The 17,570-nt window shown below is 63.6% G+C and carries 18 protein-coding genes; 4 read left to right on the top strand and 14 right to left on the bottom strand.

Annotated features, from left to right (window positions below):
• The first annotated feature begins 9 nt into the window (after positions 1-9).
• Together ACWGTI_RS00510 and ACWGTI_RS00505 are read left to right on the top strand one after the other, a co-directional pair.
• Positions 10-1,098, top strand: a complete 1,089-nt coding sequence (locus ACWGTI_RS00510) for a fatty acid desaturase family protein (protein WP_454585306.1) — start codon at positions 10-12, stop codon at positions 1,096-1,098.
• Between the two features lie 76 nt (positions 1,099-1,174).
• Entirely contained in the window at positions 1,175-1,978 is an 804-nt protein-coding gene (locus tag ACWGTI_RS00505) for a 3-methyl-2-oxobutanoate hydroxymethyltransferase (protein ID WP_454585305.1), read from the top strand.
• Positions 1,979-2,002: 24 nt separating this feature from the next.
• Here ACWGTI_RS00505 and ACWGTI_RS00500 read toward each other — a convergent pair whose 3' ends face one another.
• Both ACWGTI_RS00500 and ACWGTI_RS00495 read right to left on the bottom strand, forming a co-directional pair.
• Positions 2,003-3,484 carry an HAL/PAL/TAL family ammonia-lyase gene (locus ACWGTI_RS00500; RefSeq protein ID WP_454585304.1) on the bottom strand — a complete coding sequence of 494 codons (1,482 nt, stop codon included), beginning with the start codon at positions 3,482-3,484 and terminating at the stop codon, positions 2,003-2,005.
• Entirely contained in the window at positions 3,481-4,482 is a 1,002-nt protein-coding gene (locus tag ACWGTI_RS00495) for an ornithine cyclodeaminase family protein (RefSeq protein WP_454585303.1), read from the bottom strand. The genes ACWGTI_RS00500 and ACWGTI_RS00495 overlap by 4 nt, the downstream gene beginning before the upstream one ends.
• 118 nt (positions 4,483-4,600) lie before the next feature.
• Between ACWGTI_RS00495 and ACWGTI_RS00490 the strand changes: the two genes are divergently transcribed.
• Together ACWGTI_RS00490 and ACWGTI_RS00485 are read left to right on the top strand one after the other, a co-directional pair.
• Positions 4,601-6,034 carry a DHA2 family efflux MFS transporter permease subunit gene (locus ACWGTI_RS00490; protein ID WP_454585302.1) on the top strand — a complete coding sequence of 478 codons (1,434 nt, stop codon included), beginning with the start codon at positions 4,601-4,603 and terminating at the stop codon, positions 6,032-6,034.
• Between the two features lie 103 nt (positions 6,035-6,137).
• The gene (locus ACWGTI_RS00485) at positions 6,138-6,545 is read left to right on the top strand and encodes a carboxymuconolactone decarboxylase family protein (protein WP_454585301.1); all 408 of its coding nucleotides are present in this window, start codon (positions 6,138-6,140) and stop codon (positions 6,543-6,545) included.
• A 52-nt stretch (positions 6,546-6,597) separates the two neighbouring features.
• Here the strand turns inward: ACWGTI_RS00485 and ACWGTI_RS00480 are convergent, their stop codons facing one another.
• The 12 genes from ACWGTI_RS00480 to ACWGTI_RS00425 form a co-directional block, all read right to left on the bottom strand.
• Positions 6,598-7,485 (bottom strand): amidohydrolase family protein, encoded by an 888-nt coding sequence (locus ACWGTI_RS00480; protein WP_454586451.1) that lies wholly within the window; start codon positions 7,483-7,485, stop codon positions 6,598-6,600.
• Entirely contained in the window at positions 7,485-8,666 is a 1,182-nt protein-coding gene (locus ACWGTI_RS00475; protein ID WP_454585300.1) for a vWA domain-containing protein, read from the bottom strand. Before ACWGTI_RS00475 ends, ACWGTI_RS00480 begins: the two co-directional genes overlap by 1 nt.
• An 83-nt stretch (positions 8,667-8,749) precedes the next feature.
• Positions 8,750-9,631 (bottom strand): AAA family ATPase, encoded by an 882-nt coding sequence (locus ACWGTI_RS00470; RefSeq protein ID WP_454585299.1) that lies wholly within the window; start codon positions 9,629-9,631, stop codon positions 8,750-8,752.
• Between the two features lie 7 nt (positions 9,632-9,638).
• Positions 9,639-10,643, bottom strand: coding sequence for a xanthine dehydrogenase family protein molybdopterin-binding subunit (locus tag ACWGTI_RS00465; RefSeq protein ID WP_454585298.1), 1,005 nt, complete (start codon positions 10,641-10,643; stop codon positions 9,639-9,641).
• A 1-nt stretch (position 10,644) separates the two neighbouring features.
• On the bottom strand, positions 10,645-12,012 hold the full coding sequence (locus ACWGTI_RS00460) for a xanthine dehydrogenase family protein molybdopterin-binding subunit (RefSeq protein WP_454585297.1): 1,368 nt from the start codon (positions 12,010-12,012) through the stop codon (positions 10,645-10,647).
• A gap of 12 nt (positions 12,013-12,024) precedes the next feature.
• Positions 12,025-12,507 (bottom strand): (2Fe-2S)-binding protein, encoded by a 483-nt coding sequence (locus tag ACWGTI_RS00455; protein WP_454585296.1) that lies wholly within the window; start codon positions 12,505-12,507, stop codon positions 12,025-12,027.
• 53 nt (positions 12,508-12,560) lie between these two features.
• Positions 12,561-13,355 (bottom strand): FAD binding domain-containing protein, encoded by a 795-nt coding sequence (locus ACWGTI_RS00450; protein WP_454585295.1) that lies wholly within the window; start codon positions 13,353-13,355, stop codon positions 12,561-12,563.
• A gap of 15 nt (positions 13,356-13,370) precedes the next feature.
• Positions 13,371-13,814: an SRPBCC family protein gene (locus ACWGTI_RS00445; RefSeq protein WP_454585294.1), complete on the bottom strand. Its 444-nt coding sequence runs from the start codon at positions 13,812-13,814 to the stop codon at positions 13,371-13,373.
• A 113-nt stretch (positions 13,815-13,927) separates the two neighbouring features.
• Positions 13,928-14,755 (bottom strand): helix-turn-helix domain-containing protein, encoded by an 828-nt coding sequence (locus ACWGTI_RS00440; RefSeq protein ID WP_454585293.1) that lies wholly within the window; start codon positions 14,753-14,755, stop codon positions 13,928-13,930.
• A 209-nt stretch (positions 14,756-14,964) separates the two neighbouring features.
• The gene (locus ACWGTI_RS00435) at positions 14,965-15,735 is read right to left on the bottom strand and encodes an SDR family oxidoreductase (protein WP_454585292.1); all 771 of its coding nucleotides are present in this window, start codon (positions 15,733-15,735) and stop codon (positions 14,965-14,967) included.
• A gap of 24 nt (positions 15,736-15,759) precedes the next feature.
• Positions 15,760-16,758: an ABC transporter permease gene (locus ACWGTI_RS00430; RefSeq protein WP_454574788.1), complete on the bottom strand. Its 999-nt coding sequence runs from the start codon at positions 16,756-16,758 to the stop codon at positions 15,760-15,762.
• A gap of 55 nt (positions 16,759-16,813) precedes the next feature.
• Positions 16,814-17,557: an ATP-binding cassette domain-containing protein gene (locus ACWGTI_RS00425; protein WP_454574789.1), complete on the bottom strand. Its 744-nt coding sequence runs from the start codon at positions 17,555-17,557 to the stop codon at positions 16,814-16,816.
• Positions 17,558-17,570 lie beyond the last annotated feature (13 nt).

The following is a 17,570-nucleotide window of genomic DNA, read 5'->3' as shown; positions in this document are numbered from 1 at the left end:
GAGACGGCGATGGCGGCCAAGACAAAGCGCGATTACAGCCTGGTCGGCGAAAGCACCCGCCGGGCCATCGAGACCGGGCTGGCTTCAGCCGAGTGGTATCACACCGATGTGCCGCGCAAGGCGATGAAGGAGCTGATGCAGCGATCTGATGGGCCGGCAATCCGCGACACCGTCATCTGGGTCGCCGCGATCCTTGGCTCGGCGGCCGGCATCATCTGGTTTTGGTGCACGTGGTGGGTGGTGCCGTTCCTGCTGGTCTATGGCGTGCTCTATGGCTCGTCGAGCGACTCGCGCTGGCATGAGTGCGGTCACGGAACGGCGTTTCGGACGCGCTGGATGAACGATGTCATCTACGAGATCGCCTCGTTCATGGTGGTGCGCAATCCAGTACAATGGCGCTGGAGCCATGCCCGCCACCACACCGACACCATCATCGTTGGCCGCGATGCCGAGATAGCTGTGATGCGGCCACCCGACCTGCTCAAGGCGGCGCTCGCCTTCACCGGCATTCTCGATTTCCGCTATTCGCTGCCGACGCTGGCGCGGCAGGCGTTCGGCAGATTGTCCGATGACGAGAAGAGCTACATCCCGGAGACGGAGCAGGCCAAGGCCATTACCGCGGCGCGCTGGCACATGGCGGTGTACCTTGCGACGATCGCTTTGGCGATCGCGCTGGGGTCATGGGTGCCGCTGGTGCTGATCGGTCTGCCGCGCCTCTATGGCACTTGGCACATGGTGCTGACCGGCCTGCTGCAGCATATTGGGCTCGCCGACAATGTCGTCGACCACCGGCTCAACACGCGCACCGTCTACATGAACCCGGTGAGCCGCTTTATCTACTGGAACATGAACTATCACGTCGAACACCACATGTTCCCGATGGTTCCGTATCATGCGCTGCCGAAGCTGCACGGACTGATCAAGCACGACCTGCCGGTGGCGAACCCGTCGATGTGGCATGCCTATCGCGAGGTCTGGCCGGTTCTGTTGAAGCAGCTGCGATACGAAGATTATTTCCTCAAGCGCGAATTGCCGCCGACGGCGCGGCCCTATCGCGGCGAGTTCCACGAGGTCGATATGTCGGCGGCGGCCGAGTAGTCACCTGCCTTCTATCCGGCCTGTCACGTGGCCGGTAAGGTGGGCAGGATCAATTCCAGCATACAGGGGCATCCTGATGGGCAGAAAAAGACCGACGGTGGCGGATTTGCGCGCCATGAAGGGCAAGCGCCAGCTGACCATGCTGCGCGTCTTGACCATGGATGAGGCCGAGGCTGCCGAGCGGGCGGGGGTCGATATCGTCTCGGTGCCGCCCGAGCTGGTGCTCAATCCGCAATACCGCGACGCCGCACCCAGCCTGTTCACCATGCCGGGCGAGAACTTTTACGAGATCGGCACGGCGGACGATTTCCTGCGCTGGGCATTCCGGCTCTACAAGGCAGGCGCCGATGCGGTCTATTGCAGCGCCGGCTTCGCCACCGTGAAGCGGTTGGCTGACGACGCGATTCCGGTGATCGGCCACGTCGGCCTCATTCCTTCCCGCGCCACCTGGACCGGCGGTTTCAAGGCGGTCGGCAAGACCGCCGACACCGCCATGCAGATCTTCGAGGCCGTCAAGCAGTATGAGGCCGTCGGTGCGCTGGGCGCCGAGATCGAAGTGGTGCCGGTCGAGGTCGCCAAAGCGATCTCGGAACGCACCTCGCTGATCATGTTGTCGATGGGGGCGGGCACCGGCTGCGACGCGCAATATCTGTTTGCCGACGACATTCTCGGCCAGAACAGGGGCCACATGCCGCGTCATTCCAAGGTCTATCGCAACTTCGCCGCCGAGTATGACCGCCTACAGGCGGAGCGAGTGGCGGCATTTTCCGAATATGTCGCCGACGTCAACAGCGGCGCGTATCCAGAGGACAAGCATGTCGTGCGCATGGACCCGGCCGAGCTGAGCCAGTTCATGAAAAGGGTGGATGAAAAGGCCTGAACTCGCCGATCTGGCTGGTCGCTGTTACGCCCGCCAACCGCCGTTGGCGAGCGAGGCGTAAAGCGGCTCGGCGTCCGGGCCGAGCGGCCTGTCTTCCCTGAGGCTCGCCACGTGCGCGCGCACCGCCGCATGGATGACTCCTGTCGCCGGCGCCAGCGTCAGGCCTTGGCGCAAATCGACCGCCTGCGCTGCCGCCATCAGTTCAAAGGCGATCAACCGTCGCCACAGGGCGATCATGCCGGAGCATTTCGTAACAGCGAGCAGCGTCTGTGTCGCATGGTCCTCGACGCCTTCCGAGACCGGAAGGAAGTCGAGCATCACGGGATTGGCCTTGTGGCGGATGGCGGCGAGGATCGCCGTGACTGTCTTTTGTAGCGGCACGAAGCCGGCGGACGCGCCGCCGATTGGCGACAAATATTTGGGCAGGCCGTTGCGGCCAGAGCCGGTGAGTTGGACGAAGCGTGCGGCCGTTGCGGCTGAGGCCTGCGCGATGGCGAGGCCAAGCGTCTCGAAAGCGAGTGCCATTGACGCCGTGTGGAAATTGCCGGTCGACAACACCAGATTGTCCTCTCCGAGTACCAGCGGATTGTCGGCTGCCGCGTTGAGCTCGATTTCTACCGCAAGCCTTGCATTGTCGATCGCCTGGATCAGCGCGCCGTGTATCGACGGCATGCAGCGAACCGAAAGCGGATCCTGCAAGGTGGTGGGCGGCGGCTGCTCGTCGCGGGCGAGCAGATCGCGTAGCTCCTTTGCCGCAAGCTGCTGGCAGGCCGCCGGCCGCGCCAGATGCAGACGCGGATCGAGGATGGTGCGGTTGGCGCCAAGTGCCTCCATCGTCAGTGCGCCGGCTTGTTGCTGTTGTTCAAAGGCTGAGAGGGCGTCGGCGAGCGCCAACGCGCCGGCGCCCGTCGAGACCGCCGAAGCGTTGATCAACGACAGTCCGTCTTTTGGAGCCAGAGTGACCGGCGCCAACCGCGCCATCATCAGCGCCTTTGCCGAAGGCATGCGCCGGCCTTGGTAGTCGGCATCGCCCTCCGCAATCAGCGTGCGGGCTATCGCGGTCATCAGCAGCAGGTCGCCCGCGCCGATTGAACCTAGAGACGGCATCACAGGATGCACTCCCGCATTGAGCGCGTCGACAAGGGCGGTCAAAACCGCCGGCGAAATACCCGAACCGCCAACCGAGAACATCGCGGCGCGCGCCAGCATGGTCGCCCGCACCGCCTCTTGCGGCAAGGGTTCGCCGACGGCGCCGCTGCGCCCTTCCAGCAACTGGCGCTGGAAGGCGCTGCCATCGCCCTCGACCGTGGTGCCGAGATTGGCGCCGAGCCCGGTGTTGAGGCCGTAAATCTGCTGGCCGGACGCGGCGGCCTGGTCAAGCACCTTGCGGGCCTTGTCGAGCCTCTCGATGACGGCGGGCTCAACCTCGACCTTGCGACCGCCACGGGCAACCGCCGCGACGTCCTCGACGCTGATGCCGACGCCGTTGAGGACGAGCGCGCTCATGCGAAGCGCAGCCTCTGGCCAATTCCCTTATCAGCGGCCTTGGCAAGCATCGCCTTGCCCAGCGCAATGTCGGACAGCGACAGGCCGCGATGCCAGAACAGGATCGTCTCGTCGTCGCTCTGCCTGCCCGGCTTGAGGCCGGCGGCGATCTGGCCGAGCTCGGCATGCAGCGTGGTTTCGCTCAGTCGTCCGGTCTCGACATGCGCGCGCAGCGAACCGAACTTGCCACCCTTGCACTGGCCCCAGTCGTCGACGACCATTTTTTGCATGATGTCGGTCAGTGATATCTCCACCGCGCTCATCGTGCCATAGGGCACGACGAACGCGCCGGGCTTGATCCATTCGGTCTTGAGCAGCGGCTGCGGTTCCGAAAGCCGTGAGGCCTCGACGACGATATCGGCGCCCTTGACGCAGCTCTCCCAGTCGGCCACCGCCGTGACTGTCTTGCCGAGATCGGCGGACAATTTAGCGGCAAAGCCGTCGCGGCTTTCCGGGCGGCGCGAATGGACGCGGATCTCGTCGAAGTCGAAGAGATGGTCGAGCAGTCGCACGTTCCAGTAGGCGGTGCCGCGCGCCCCGATATGGGCCAGAACCTTGGAGTTCTTGCGCGCCAGATGTTTGGCGCCGATGGCGGTGACTGCGCCAGTGCGCATGTCGGTGATGACGGTGGCGTCGAGAATGGCGCGCGGCGTGCCGGTGCGCGGATCGAACAGGTTGAGGATGCCGAATTCCGAGGGCAGGCCGTGCAGATAATTGTCGACATAGTCGCCGACGATTTTTACGCCTGCCGCGTCGAGCGGCGCGACGTAGCCGCGCAACACGTTGAAATGGCCGTGGAAGGAGGGATCGGGTTCGAGGTGGACGCGCGGCTCGATGACCGTCTGGCCATTGCCTTGCGCGACCAGTCCGGCCTCCACGGCGGTAATGATTTCGCCGTCGGTCATATCAAGGGCTTCGATATCGAGGGCATTGAGGTAGTCGATATAGATCGGCTTCATTTATGCGCGCGCTCCCTCCATCACCCCGCCCATCCCATAGCAGGCTGCGCGCCGACACGGAAGTTTGTTGGCTAGGCTCTGGACTGGGCCAGCCATATGCTGTTCAACGCGGTTCGTCATGACTGCCGTTCCCGACACCGAGGCCTCGGCCGCAACCGCCAGCAATGCGCGGCGCGTGGCGCTGATCGTCGCCATCGCGTTTTTCATGCAGCTCTTGGATTCGACGATCATCTCGACCTCGCTGCCGCAGATGGGAGAATCCTTCGGCGTGCCGGCGGTGGCGATGAGCATCGGCATCACCGCCTATATGCTGACCATGGCGGTGTTCGTGCCGCTGTCGGGCTGGCTCGCCGACCGTTTTGGCGCGCGCAACATTTTCCTGTTGGCGATTGTGCTTTTCACGCTTGCCTCGCTTGCCTGCGGCTTTTCGCAGAGCCTTGCCCAATTCGTTGCCGCCCGCGTCGTGCAAGGCCTTGGCAGCGCGCTGATGACGCCGGTCGGCCGCATTCTTGTGCTGCGCAATGCGCCGAAGTCGGAATTGCTCAATGCCACGGCGCTGATCACCTGGCCGGCGCTGTTTGCGCCTGTCGTCGGGCCGGTGCTTGGCGGCTTCATCACCACCTATCTCTCCTGGCAATGGAATTTCTTCATCAATATCCCGCTCGGGCTGATCGGGCTGGCGCTGGTTGCGCGCTTCATTCCGGGTGACCGCGAGGCCGATCCCAAGCCACTGGACTGGCCGGGATTTTTCCTGACATCGCTGGGGCTCGCGCTGCTGCTCTACGGCCTGGAACGCATCGCGCATCCGGAGGGCGGCGCCTTGCCGACGGTGCTGCTGATTGCGGCGGGTATCGTCATCGGCTGGCTGGCGGTGCGGCATCTCCGGCGCGCGCCGCATCCGCTGCTCGATCTCAGTGCGTTCAGGGTGCAGACCTTCGCCATCTCCACGCTTGCCGCCGGGACGATTTTTCGCGTGGCGATCAACGCCACGCCGTTCCTGTTGCCGCTGCTGTTCCAGGTTGGCTTCGGTCTCAGCTCTGTCGATGCAGGCTTGATGATCCTGGCCTATTTCCTCGGCAATCTCGGCATGAAGACGGTGACGACGCCGACGCTGCGGCGTTTCGGGTTCCGCACAGTGATGGTCGTCAACGGCCTGATCGCCTCGGTCGCTATCATTGCCTGCGCCGCGATCTCCCCTGACACACCGCAGGCTCTGGTGGTGGCGCTGATGCTTGTCGCCGGCCTGTCGCGTTCGATGCAGTTCACGGCGCTGAACACGCTGGCCTTCGCCGATATCGACGCTGTGCAGCGCAGCTCGGCGGCAACGCTGTCCTCCATGCTTCAACAGATATCGATGCTGTTCGGCGTCGCGGTCGCGGCGGCGATCCTCAACCTGTCGCAGATCGCCAGGGACCGGCTGGCGCTCGACCTCGTCGATTTTCGCATCGCCTTCCTGGTGATCGGTGCCATCGGGCTGGTCGCGGCGTTGCGGTTCCTCGCGCTACCGCAGGCAGCGGGCGCGGAGGTTTCCGGCCACGCATCGAGCAATTGACTTAGAGCATTGCTTCCAGCGGGCCGTATATGAATCATTCGGGATGCTTAGCCGGAATTGCTCAACATCTGATTCAATCGAGCGGCGAACGAAAGGGAATGCCATGGCCACCACAAGACTTCTCGGCGATGATGAGGTGGAGACAATCCCGGTGGTCAAAGCCGTCTTCGACGATATCCGTGCGACGCGCAAATCCGATTTCGTCAACAATTTCTGGCGCGGGCTGGCCAATGATCCGGTGTTGCTGAAACGGACATGGGAACAGGTAAAGGTGGTGATGGCCACCGAAAGCGCCATCGATCCACTGACCAAGGAAATGATCTACATCGCCGTGTCGACTGCCAATGGCTGCTCATACTGCGTCCATTCGCACACGGCCGCGGCACGCGCCAAAGGCATGACCGATGCGCAGCACGGCGAACTGATGTCGATCATCGGGCTCGCCGGCCAGACCAACCATCTGGTGACGGCAATGCAGATCCCGGTCGATCCGCAATTCGATGTGAAATAGAGGCGGCGGCACTACTCTTCTCCCACGAGAAGGGGAGAAGGCAGGGGCGCAACTACACCGGCCGATACACCTTCTCTGCCGTGTTCCAGAAGATATCCGCCTCAGCCGCCGCGCCGTGCTTGGCCACCGCAGCGCGGTGCGCCTTGATGAGTTCGGCGTGGCTGGTCCAGAGCTTCTCGATCGGAAAGTTCGAGCCGAACATCAAATGCTCTGCGCCTAAAATGTCGATCGCATTGTCGACGATGTAGGCTATCAGATCCGGGTCGTTGCGGTGGACGAAAGTGCCCAGGCCTGAGAGTTTGGCGTAGAAGTTCGGCACTGCCGAGAGCGTGCGCAGGCCGGCTTTCCAAGCCTCGGTGGTTTGCTCATCCGTGCCGGTCAGCATGCCGGCATGGGTGAGGACGAAATTGGTTTCAGGGTTCTCGCCGACCAGCGTCAGCCCGTCCTTCATCTGGGCGGGGAAAAGCTGCAGGTCGAAGGACAGGCCGTAGCCCTTCAGCCGAGCGACATTGGCGCGAACCTTCGGGTCGATGACCTGATCGGCCGAGGCGGCGAAGCGGAAAGCCGGCGTCTCGTGCCAGTGCAGTTGCATGCGCACGCCGCGCAGCAGTTTGTATTTCATCAGCCGGTCGATCTGGTGGCGGACGTCGTCCACTGTCATGTCGGCATAACCGACAATGGCATGCGGCCAGCCAGTTTCGTCAGCGGTCTTCTGCAGGAAGGCGACTTCCTTTTCGAAATCTTCCCTGGCCCAGTTGGTCTGGACATAGACCGCCTTTTCGACGCCCGAGCCTTTCTGGTCCTCGAGGAATTCCCCGATCGGATAGTCGCGGCGGATCGGCTCGTAAGGGCCGAAGATGCGCGGCACCATCGGCCCGACCAGCCAGGGCTGATCCTGCTGGCGCCAGATGTGAAAATGCGCGTCGATGGCTTTCTGCATCACGATACTCTTTTCCAGATTGTCGAAGCCGCCGGGGCGGGGCGGGCGAGCGACAGGATGAAATCGGTCAGACTCCTGAGCGACGAGCCGTCGATGAGATCGTCGAGGTCAGGCAGGATGCCTTTGAGTGCTGCTGTTTCAGGGTGGAAACGTGGATCGCCGGCCAGCGGTGTGGCAAGCGACAGCCGGAAGGCGCGGGCGCTCAGCCGGCGCATCGCTGTTACCAAGGCGCCATGATCGCCGCGCTCCAGCGCGTCCGAAAGGATGACGATTGCGGCACCGCGCGCAAAGGCGGAGAACCGTGGCACGGACAAGAATGCGAGCAAGGTCGGTCCCATGCGGGTGCCGCCATCCCAGTCGTCGACCTGGGCCGCAGCGCGCGCCAACGCCTGGTCGCGGTCGCGAATGCGCAGCGCCGAGGTGATGCTGGTGAGCCGCGTGCCGAAGGTGAAGATTTCGGCGCGATCCGCGCCTTGCACCACTGAATGCGCGAGCTTGAGATAATCGGCGGTGTGCAATTTCATCGAGCCGGAGATATCGATGAGCATCAGCAGCTTGCGTGGCACCGTCTGTCGGCGGCGAAGCTGCGGCGAGGGGATATCGCCATCGGCGCTGACGATTTCGCTGAGCGAACGACGTAGGTCGAGCTTACCGCGCGAATGGGTGCGCACGGTGCGGAAGGAGCGGCGGGCGGGCAAGGCGGACGAGAGCTTGCGGCGAAAGGAACCGAGGTCATCGTCGTCGCGCTGGAAATCGCGGGTGCTCAGTTGTTCGTTGGCCGACGACAGCTCGCCGCCTTTTTCCTGGCGTGTGGCCCGGTTCTCTTCCTCGCGCCTGCCGCCATCGTCCTTGATGCGTGTTTCCTCGTCTTCTTCGCCTTCGACGGAAGGTTGGCCATTGCCATGGAAGTGGCTGCGGAAATGCGCTTCGAATTCATTGCGGCGGTCGGGTGGAGGCGCGAGCGTCGCAAGAGCCGCCTCGCGGATGTCGTTCATGGAGCGTGGGCCGAGCAGGGTTACGGCTTGCATGAAGCTGGAGACTTGTTCGGGGGAGATGGCGAACGCGTGGCCGCGCAGCAAGCGTGCGAAATCCAGGAAGGGCGCGGCGGCGCGGGGAAAGCTCTCCTCTCCACGTTTACGGGCAGAGGATGCCGATAGGCAGGTGAGGGGCGACGCCGACATTGAAGGTTGGCGCTGCCCCTCATCCGCCCCTTCAGGGCACCTTCTTCCCGTAAACGGGGCGAAGGGGTCACCCAGGTCCCGGCTCACCCCAGCGCCTCCTCGACAATCCGGCCAAGCTCCGGCGCAATCTCGGCCAGATCCTCCTCGTCCTTGATCAGCACACCGATGGCGCGGCGGAAGGCTTCCGGCCACGGGCTGCCGCCCTTCTCTAGGATGGTCGCGGCATTGGCCCACTCCACCGCTTCGGCGATGCCGGGCGGCTTCGCGAGTGGGCGGGCACGGATGGTCTGCACGGCAGCCGCTACGGCTCGAGCCGTTGCCTCCGCGACATCGCCGGCGCGCAGCATGATGATGGCGGCCTCGCGCTCGGCATCGGGATAGCCGATCCAATGATAGACGCAGCGCCGGCGCAGCGCTTCGGCCAGTTCGCGGGTGCGGTTTGAGGTCAGAATGACGATGGGCTGCGCTTCAGCGCGAATGGTGCCACGTTCGGGAATGCTGATCTGGAAATCGGAGAGAAATTCGAGCAGCAAGGCTTCGAATTCATGATCGGAACGGTCGATCTCGTCGACCAGCAGCACGCGCTGCCGAGGCGCCCGCAGCACCTGCAGCAGCGGTCGGGCGATCAGGAAACGATCGTCATAGATGTCGATTTCGTGCTCACCGGCATGGCGGATGGCGAGCAGCTGGCGCTGGTAGTTCCATTCGTAGAGCGCATGCGCGGCGTCGATGCCTTCATAGCATTGGAGCCGCACCAGATCGCGGCCGAGCAATTCGGCGATTGCCTTGGCCGCTTCCGTCTTGCCGACGCCCGGCGCGCCTTCGAGCAGCAGCGGCTTGCCCAAGCGGATGGCCAGGAAGATCGCGGTGGCCAGGCTTTCATCCGCCAGATAGCGCGAAGCGGCGAGGCGATCGGCAATCGCCTCGGGTGAGGCTGCGAGCTGCTCGGCGCTTGCTTCAATCATCGCGTCCTCAGCCGGGCGCTTGCGCCTTGAGCGCGCGCAGAATGCGCTCCGGCGTGATCGGCAGCGTGTCGATGCGGACGCCGACGGCGTCGAAGACGGCATTGGCAACGGCGGGTATTTGCGGGTTGGCGCACATCTCGCCCGGTCCCTTGGCGCCATAGGGGCCATCCGCCGATGGACGCTCCAGCACGATGATCTCGGTTTGGGCGAGATCACCGGGTCCCGGCATCAGGTACTGGTTGAAGTCGGTGCCGCCATGGTCGCGATGGGGATAGTAGGGCTCTGTCGTCTCGTAGAGCGCATGGGAGATACCCATCCACGAGCCGCCGACCAGTTGCTGCTCGACCATCTTCGGGTTCAGCGCGCGGCCGATCTCGAAGATGTTCTTGACCGTCAGCACCGTTACTTCGCCGGTCTCGTCATCGACCTCGACCTCGGCCACCGTGCAGGCATGGGCGTAGCAGGTCGACGGCTTCATCGCCCCGGTCTCTTTCTCAGGATAGGAGCGCGGGATCAGGAACATGCCGCGCCCGGAGATCGACCGGCCGCGCTTGAAATGCGCCGACAGCGCGACATCGAAGATCGAGATCGATTTTTGCGGTGCTCCCTTGACCAGTATGTTGCCCTGGCCGTCGGTCTCGAGGTCGGAGGCGTTCACCTCCAACTCCTCGGCGGCCACTTCCAGCATCACCTGGCGGGCTTCCTTGGCCGCCTGAATGACGGCATTGCCGGCGCGGTGGGTGCCTCGCGAGGCGAAGGTGCCCATGCAGTGCGGGCCGGTGTCGGTATCGGCTGTGTCGATGGTGACGCGGTCGGTCGGCACCCCGATGGTCTCTGCGCAGATCTGCGCCATGATCTGCTTCAGGCCCTGGCCGAGATCGACGGATGACAGCGTCACCATGAAATTGCCGGTCGGGGTCGAATGCACCAGCGCCTGCGTCGGGTCGCCGCCGAGATTCATGCCCGTGGGATAGTTGATCGCGGCGACGCCGCGCCCGCGCCGGATCGCCATCTCAAGCTCCCGTCTTGTAGGAGGACATCGCCATGTATTTCTCCGCCACCGGCCAGTCGGCGGCGCGCGAGGCCTCCTGCATGCATTCGATCAGGGCTGCCCCCTCGGTCGGCTGGCGATGCGCCTTCATGTCGCCATCGCGGTAGGCGTTGATGAAGCGGAATTCGAGCGGATCCATGCCGATCAGCCGGGCCAGCTTGTCCATCTGCACCTCCAGCGCAAAATCGCCGATGGTGACGCCGAAGCCGCGCATGGCCGAGGAGGGCGTGCGGTTGGTGTAGACGCAATAGGTGTCGATCCAGACGTTCGGGATCGTGTATGGCCCGGGATAGTGCGCGGCGCCCTTCTGCGCGCCATAGGGCGAATGGCGCGAATAGGCGCCGGCATCGGTATACCCCGTCACCTTGCGCGCGACGATGCGGCCGTCTTTCATAACGCCGTCCTTGATGACGACTTTTTCGGCCGCGCGCGGTGAGGAAATCTGCATCTCCTCCTCGCGGCTGTAGATGAACGAGACAGGACGCCCGGTGAGCTTGGCGCCGAGAATGGCGATCGGCTCGACGATCACGTCGACCTTGCCGCCAAAGCCGCCGCCGACCGTGCCGCCGACGAAGTGCAGTTTGGAGCCCGGCATTTGCAGGATGATCGAGGCGTTGTCGAGGGTGAAGAACATCGCCTGCGTGTTGGTGTAGCAGGTCAAACGGTCATTGCCTTCAGGCACTACGACGCAGCCCGTGGTCTCGGTCGGCGCATGCTCGATCGGCGAGGATTGGTAGCTCTGTTCGAGGATATGGTCGGCCCCGGCAAAACCTTCCTCGACATCGCCGAAGCGCACCTTGCGGCATTCGCCGCTGTCATAGAGATAATAGTTCTGGCCGTGATATTCGTTGACCAGCGGCGCCCCCGGCTTCAGCGCTTCCTCCATGTCGAAGACGGCCGGCAGCACCTCATAGTCGACCTTGACCTTCGCTGCGGCCTCTTGCGCCGCGCGCTCCGTTTCGGCTAGCACCGCCACCACGGCCTCGCCCTTCCAGCGCACCTTGCCATCGGCCAGCACCGTCTCGTCCTCAGGCCCGATCTGGATCAGGATCAGTATGGTGTAGACATTGTGCGGCACATCCTTGGCGGTGAGGACTTTCACCACGCCCGGATGCTTCTCCGCCACCGACGTGTCGATCGAGCGGATCCGGGCGTGGTGATGCGGGCTGCGCACCATCTTCAGGTGCAGCATGTCAGGAAAATTGCGGTCGGCGAAATAGGCGGTTTTCCCCGTGACATGGCCCGGCGAATCCAGCCGTGGCCGCCCCTGGCCGATCTCGTGCAGGCCGTCCTTGCGCTGATCGGCGAAATAGTTTTTGCGCAATTCCATTCTTCTGCTCCCTCAGGCGGCGTTCTGCGAATTTGCGCGCGCGGCGGTCAGCACCGCCTGGATGATCGGTTCGTAGCCGGTGCAGCGGCAGATGTTGCCGGACAGCGCCTCGACCACGTCCTGGCGGCTGGGGTTGGGCGTGTGGTCAAGCAGCACCTTGGCCGCCATGATCATACCCGGCGTGCAGAAACCGCATTGCGTGGCGAAGGCGTCGAGGAAGGCGCGCTGCAGCGGATGCAGAACGCCGGCTTCAGCGAGGCCTGATGTGGTGCGGATGTCAGCGCCGCCGCAGGTTTCGGCCAAGGTCAGGCAGGAGAGCCGCAACTCACCGTCGATGATCACCGAGCAGGCGCCGCAGGTGCCCTGATGGCAACCGCCTTTGGGCGATGTGTCGCCGATCTTGTCACGGAGCGCATGCAGCAGCGTCGTGCCGCTCTCGACGAATTCGGCCTTTTCGGAGCCGTTGAGCGTGAACTGGACCGGGACCTTTGCCATGTTTCCTCCCTTGCGCGCCTGCCCCGAGGGGCAGACGCGCGCCCCCCTTGTGACTATGCGAGCAGCAACCGGCCGAGATGGACCGGCAGGACCTCAGTGCGATACCAGGCGCTGGCGATCGGATCGGTGATGGGCGAGGTGCCTTCGCCCGCGACGGCAAGCGCCGCCGCGATGCCGTCCTGGTCAAGTTTCCTGCCGATCAGCGCCTTTTCCGCTGCGCGGGCGCGCATCGGCCGGTCTGCCATGCAGCCCAGCGCAATCCGCGCTGACGACAGTGTGCCGTCGGCGGCCTGTTCGAGCATCGCTGCGATGACGAGGACCGAGACGCCCTTCGGCTTGACCCGCGATATCTTCAGGAAGCGGAAGCTGCCATCCTTTGGAAGCGCGAAGCTCACTGACGTAACGATGGCGCGTCTGTCGTCCCGCTTGGCCAGAAAATCCTCCAAAGATAATTCCCCATCATCGGTGCCAATGGTGGCGTCGAGCGCCAGCAGGGCGACAGTGAAGTCGCCATAGGGCGCGGGCGCAAATAGATTGCCGCCGACGGTGGCCATGTTGCGGATCGCCGGGCCGCCAACGGCGCGCGCGGCTTTGGCAATGTCGCCGAGGTCCGGATGGCGGGCGATCGCCGCCATCGTCACCGAAGCGCCGATGCGGGCCGTGCCGCCCGATACAGTGATGCCGGACAGGGCCGGATCGGCGGAACGGACAAGGCCGGTGATGGAGACATCGCCTTCATTGGCAGCGCGTATCACCAGCGTGCCGCCACCGAGATAGCGCGTCCCGGCGGCCTTCAGGGCTGCGTTGGCGTCCTTCACTGTCGGGACTGCCTGGAGGGCAAGCGCCATGGCGGGCTCCTTGGCTCAGCTCTGGCCAGCGAAATGGCTCTTCAGCGCGTTGAAGCCGCCCTGGAAGACGTTGGCGCCCATGCCCGCGGCGATCTTGTCGGCCTCTTCGGGCGCGGCGTCGAAACTGGCGGTCCATTCGGCATAGGTGCGGTCGCCGTCGGTCACCCGGCGCAATTGCAGCGTCGCCTTGTGATTGGTCAGCGGCTGCGGCGTCTCCAAGATGGAGTAGCTGACGAGGAAATTCTCATCGGAAAAGTCGAGCAGTTCTTCACGGATACGCGCGCCGCTGGCGAGCTCGAAATTGCGCACGCAGCCTATGGTGCCGGCGTCCTTGCCGTCCTCGATATGGCTCTCCACCATGCGTGGGTGCCAGCCTGGGAGGCCGTTGAAGTCGCGTATACGCGCCCAGACCTTTTCGACCGGCGCGTCGATGACGCTGGATATGGTGACATCAACCATGGGCTCGTTCCCTTGCAATCAAATTTGCATTCAAGGGTAGGGCGGCGGCCAGCGCGGCACTTATCAATGGGTCTTGCGGCCCTATCAAGGAGTCTGAAAAACGAGCAGATCGCCTAGGCCATCGCCCGCGCCGCCTCGCGGTAAAGCGTCGGCGGCACACCGACATGATCGCGGAAGAAGCGCGAGAAATTGCCTTGGGTGGTGAAGCCGAGATTGCAGGCGACCGAGATCAGCGGTTCCTGCGACCATTGCAATTGCCGCACGGCTTCCTCCATGCGCAGCGTGTTCCAGTACACGTTGGGCGTCAAATTCGTCTGTTCCTTGAACAGCGCAAAGAAATGCGGCCGCGACAGGCCGACGCTGCGGGCGACGTCATCGAACGAAATGCGCTCACAGACATTGGCCTTCATCAGCTGGATCGCCTTGCGGACACGGAAATCCTGCATGGTGTTGATGCGGATGCGCGCCTCTTGCGGCGCCGAAGCGTCGGCGGCGTCGAGCACGGAGTCGATGAAGCGCTCGATCTCGTAATTGGCGATGTCGTCGACGCTTTCATTGTCGTTCAGATGATCGAGCAGATTGGCGGCTGCCTGGTGCAACCAGGGTTCGAGCGTGATCGCGGCCTGCGCAAACAGCGGCGCCGACGAAGGCAGGTCGCGGCGCCGGTGAGCCCAGTCGGGATCGATGTAGAAGGCGAGGAACAGACCCGGCCTGCCATTCTGCGACAGGATATGGCTATGCGGCTGGAAAGAGTTGATCCCTGCCGCGGTGCCGGGACCCAAGGCCACCGTCTCGCGGCCGATGGTCATTTCGCCGGCCGTGCCTTCCAGCCAAATGATGATATGGGCCTCGACATGCGCATGGGTGACGAAGTCGCTGGCGACATTCAGGACAGAAACATGTCCGAACCGGCCCCAATAGAGCCTGATCGCGTCCGTCATGGGTTTATCCTCCCGCAGACGACTGGCCTCCCTTCGCCTGCATTGGCGATTGTGCGGCTGAGTTTAGGTTCGCGTCAAGGTATGGGGGTTTGGATGGGCGCCGATGCTGATCCATGCCGGCCGATTTTCAGACTGAGCGATAGGTAGAAAAGAGAATAGCGCTGACGCTGGTTTCTCCTTCTCCCACAAGGGGGAAGGGAAGTGGAACTTCAAACCGAAGCCGTCATGCCGCCGTCGACATAAAGAGTGTGGCCGTTGACGAAGGACGATGCGTCCGACGCCAGGAAGACGGCGGCGCCGATCAGTTCGTCGACAGTGCCCCAGCGGCCGGCCGGCGTGCGCTTTTCCAGCCAGGCGGAGAATTCGGCATTGTCGACCAGGGCCTGGTTCATCTCGGTGCGGAAATAGCCGGGCGCAATCGCATTGACCTGCAGGCCATGTTTCGCCCAGTCGGTGCACATGCCCTTGGTCAGGTTGCGGATCGCGCCTTTGGTTGCGGTATAGGGGGCGATGTTGGGCCGGGCGAGTTCGCTCTGTACCGAGCCGATGTTGATGATCTTGCCCTTGCCCCGCGCGATCATGTGACGAGCCACCGCCTTGCCGACATGGAAGGCACCGGAGACATTGGTCTTGAACAGCCGCTCCCACTGCTCCTCGGGAAAATCCTCGAGCGGGGCGCGGAACTGCACGCCGGCATTGTTGATCAGGATGTCGATGGGACCGATCTCGGCCTCGATACGGGCGACATCAGCATCCACCGCGCGAAAATCCGTCACGTCGAAGGTCGAGGCATGCGCCTTGAAGCCGGCATCGCGCAAGCCGGCGACAGCATTGGCGACTTTGTCCGCCTCGCGGCCGTTGAGCACGACGCCTGCGCCATGTTCGGCAAGGCCGCGCGCCAGCGCCAGGCCAATGCCCTGGCTGGAGCCCGTGATGAGTGCCAGCCGCCCGCCAAGGCTGAACAGGGATTTCGACGTCAAAGCAATGGTTTCCAGCGAAAGGTTTTAGTCGTTGCGCCTGAAGTTGCGGATGCGGTCGAACAACACCGCGAGCAGGATGGCGCCGCCGATGAAGACACCTTGCCAGAAGGCGTTGATGCCGAGCAGACCCAGGCTGTTGCGGATCACCTCGATGAGCGCAGCGCCGACAATCGCGCCGAAGGCGGTGCCGACGCCGCCGGCGAGGTCCGCGCCGCCGATGACGGTAGCGGCGATCACCTGCAGTTCCATGCCGTTGCCGAGGTTGGTGGTGACGGCGCCGAGCCAGCCGGTCTGTATGATGCCGGCAATGCCTGCCGAGAGCGCCGAGATCATGTAGACGGCGACCTTGATCTGGCGTACCGGAACGCCGGTCAGCGTCGCCGCATGCTCATTGCCGCCGATGGCGAAGATGTGCCGGCCGAACTTGGTCCAGCGCAAGGTGAAGCCGGTGATCAGCGCCAAAATGATCATGTAGAGCACGGGATTGGCGATGCCGAACACCCAGGCGCCGCCGCCCAGTGCCAAGAGCTTGTCGTGGTCGGGGCCGAACTGGAAGACCACGGTGTTGTTGGAAGCGACCATGGCCAGGCTGCGCGCGATCGACAGCATGCCCAGCGTCACCACGAAGGGTGGAAAGCCGAGATAGGCGATCAGCACGCCGTTGAAAGCGCCGATGGCGAGCGCGGTCGCAATCGAGGCGAGGATGCCGATCTCGATCGAATAGCCGGCATGCATGGTGACGGCCAGCACCATGGACGACAGACACAGCACCGAGCCGACCGACAGGTCGATGCCGCCGGTGATGATGACGAAGGTCATGCCCAGCGCGATGATGGCAACGAAGGTGATGTTGCGGGTGATGTTGTAAAGGTTCTTCGAGGTGGCGAAGGCGTCGGTGGCAAACGACAGGAAGATGCAGGCAAGGATGACGGCGATCACCACCCAGAAGGTCTGGTTGGAGAACATGCGCGACAGAAAAGTGTGCTGTTTCTGCGCGATCGTCTGGTCAAGGGTGACTGCCATTATCGACCTCTCCTGCCGATGGCCAAGTGCGCCGGCGTGGTTGACTGCATCATGCTCATGCCACTTGCTCGATGGCTCCGGTGATCAGCCCGGTGACTTCCTCGGGCGAACTTGAAGCGATGGTCTTGTCGGCGACCTTCCGGCCGCGCCGCATGACGATGACGCGATCGGCCACGTCGAAGACGTCGGGCATGCGGTGGCTGATCAGCACGACTGCGATGCCCTGATCGCGCAGATGGCGGATCAGATTGAGCACCTCGGCCACCTGCCTGACCGAAATAGCCGCCGTCGGCTCGTCCATCAGCACGATCTTGGCCTGCGACAGCATGGTGCGGGCGATCGCCACCGCCTGGCGCTGGCCGCCCGACATCTGCTTGACGAGGTCGCGGGGCCGCGTTTCCGATTTCAGCTGAGCGAAAAGCTGGCCGGCTCGCTTGTACATGGCGGCGTAGTCGAGGACGCGGAACGGTCCGACGCCCCGGCGCAGCTCGCGGCCGAGATAGACATTGGCGGCAGCGGTGAGATTGTTGCACAGCGCCAGGTCCTGGTGAACGATCTCGATGCCGTGCTGGCGCGCATCCGCCGGCTTGTGCAGGATCAGTTCCTTGTCTTCCAGCCGCATGATCCCGTGGCTCGGGTGGAAATTGCCGGCGATCATCTTGACCAGCGTCGACTTGCCGGCGCCGTTATCGCCCATCAGGCCGACGACCTGTCCCGGCTCGATCGCCAACGAGACATCGTTGACCGCCTGGATGGCGCCGAAATGCTTCGAAATGTTGGTGAGTTCGAGAACCGCCACCAGACTTTGCCTC

The sequence above is a fragment of the Mesorhizobium sp. ArgA1 genome, assembly GCF_053714375.1.
The sequence above is the reverse complement of the archived record's forward strand: the minus strand, read 5'-3'. Positions and strand labels throughout refer to the sequence as shown.

What these genes read in the sequence shown, in the direction of transcription:
- ACWGTI_RS00510 (WP_454585306.1), top strand. Translation starts at nt 10, where the DNA reads ATGGCGGCCAAGACAAAGCGCGATTACAGCCTGGTCGGCGAAAGCACC.
- ACWGTI_RS00505 (WP_454585305.1), top strand. Translation starts at nt 1,175, where the DNA reads ATGGGCAGAAAAAGACCGACGGTGGCGGATTTGCGCGCCATGAAGGGC.
- ACWGTI_RS00500 (WP_454585304.1), bottom strand. Translation starts at nt 3,484, where the DNA reads ATGAGCGCGCTCGTCCTCAACGGCGTCGGCATCAGCGTCGAGGACGTC.
- ACWGTI_RS00495 (WP_454585303.1), bottom strand. Translation starts at nt 4,482, where the DNA reads ATGAAGCCGATCTATATCGACTACCTCAATGCCCTCGATATCGAAGCC.
- ACWGTI_RS00490 (WP_454585302.1), top strand. Translation starts at nt 4,601, where the DNA reads ATGACTGCCGTTCCCGACACCGAGGCCTCGGCCGCAACCGCCAGCAAT.
- ACWGTI_RS00485 (WP_454585301.1), top strand. Translation starts at nt 6,138, where the DNA reads ATGGCCACCACAAGACTTCTCGGCGATGATGAGGTGGAGACAATCCCG.
- ACWGTI_RS00480 (WP_454586451.1), bottom strand. Translation starts at nt 7,485, where the DNA reads ATGCAGAAAGCCATCGACGCGCATTTTCACATCTGGCGCCAGCAGGAT.
- ACWGTI_RS00475 (WP_454585300.1), bottom strand. Translation starts at nt 8,666, where the DNA reads ATGTCGGCGTCGCCCCTCACCTGCCTATCGGCATCCTCTGCCCGTAAA.
- ACWGTI_RS00470 (WP_454585299.1), bottom strand. Translation starts at nt 9,631, where the DNA reads ATGATTGAAGCAAGCGCCGAGCAGCTCGCAGCCTCACCCGAGGCGATT.
- ACWGTI_RS00465 (WP_454585298.1), bottom strand. Translation starts at nt 10,643, where the DNA reads ATGGCGATCCGGCGCGGGCGCGGCGTCGCCGCGATCAACTATCCCACG.
- ACWGTI_RS00460 (WP_454585297.1), bottom strand. Translation starts at nt 12,012, where the DNA reads ATGGAATTGCGCAAAAACTATTTCGCCGATCAGCGCAAGGACGGCCTG.
- ACWGTI_RS00455 (WP_454585296.1), bottom strand. Translation starts at nt 12,507, where the DNA reads ATGGCAAAGGTCCCGGTCCAGTTCACGCTCAACGGCTCCGAAAAGGCC.
- ACWGTI_RS00450 (WP_454585295.1), bottom strand. Translation starts at nt 13,355, where the DNA reads ATGGCGCTTGCCCTCCAGGCAGTCCCGACAGTGAAGGACGCCAACGCA.
- ACWGTI_RS00445 (WP_454585294.1), bottom strand. Translation starts at nt 13,814, where the DNA reads ATGGTTGATGTCACCATATCCAGCGTCATCGACGCGCCGGTCGAAAAG.
- ACWGTI_RS00440 (WP_454585293.1), bottom strand. Translation starts at nt 14,755, where the DNA reads ATGACGGACGCGATCAGGCTCTATTGGGGCCGGTTCGGACATGTTTCT.
- ACWGTI_RS00430 (WP_454574788.1), bottom strand. Translation starts at nt 16,758, where the DNA reads ATGGCAGTCACCCTTGACCAGACGATCGCGCAGAAACAGCACACTTTT.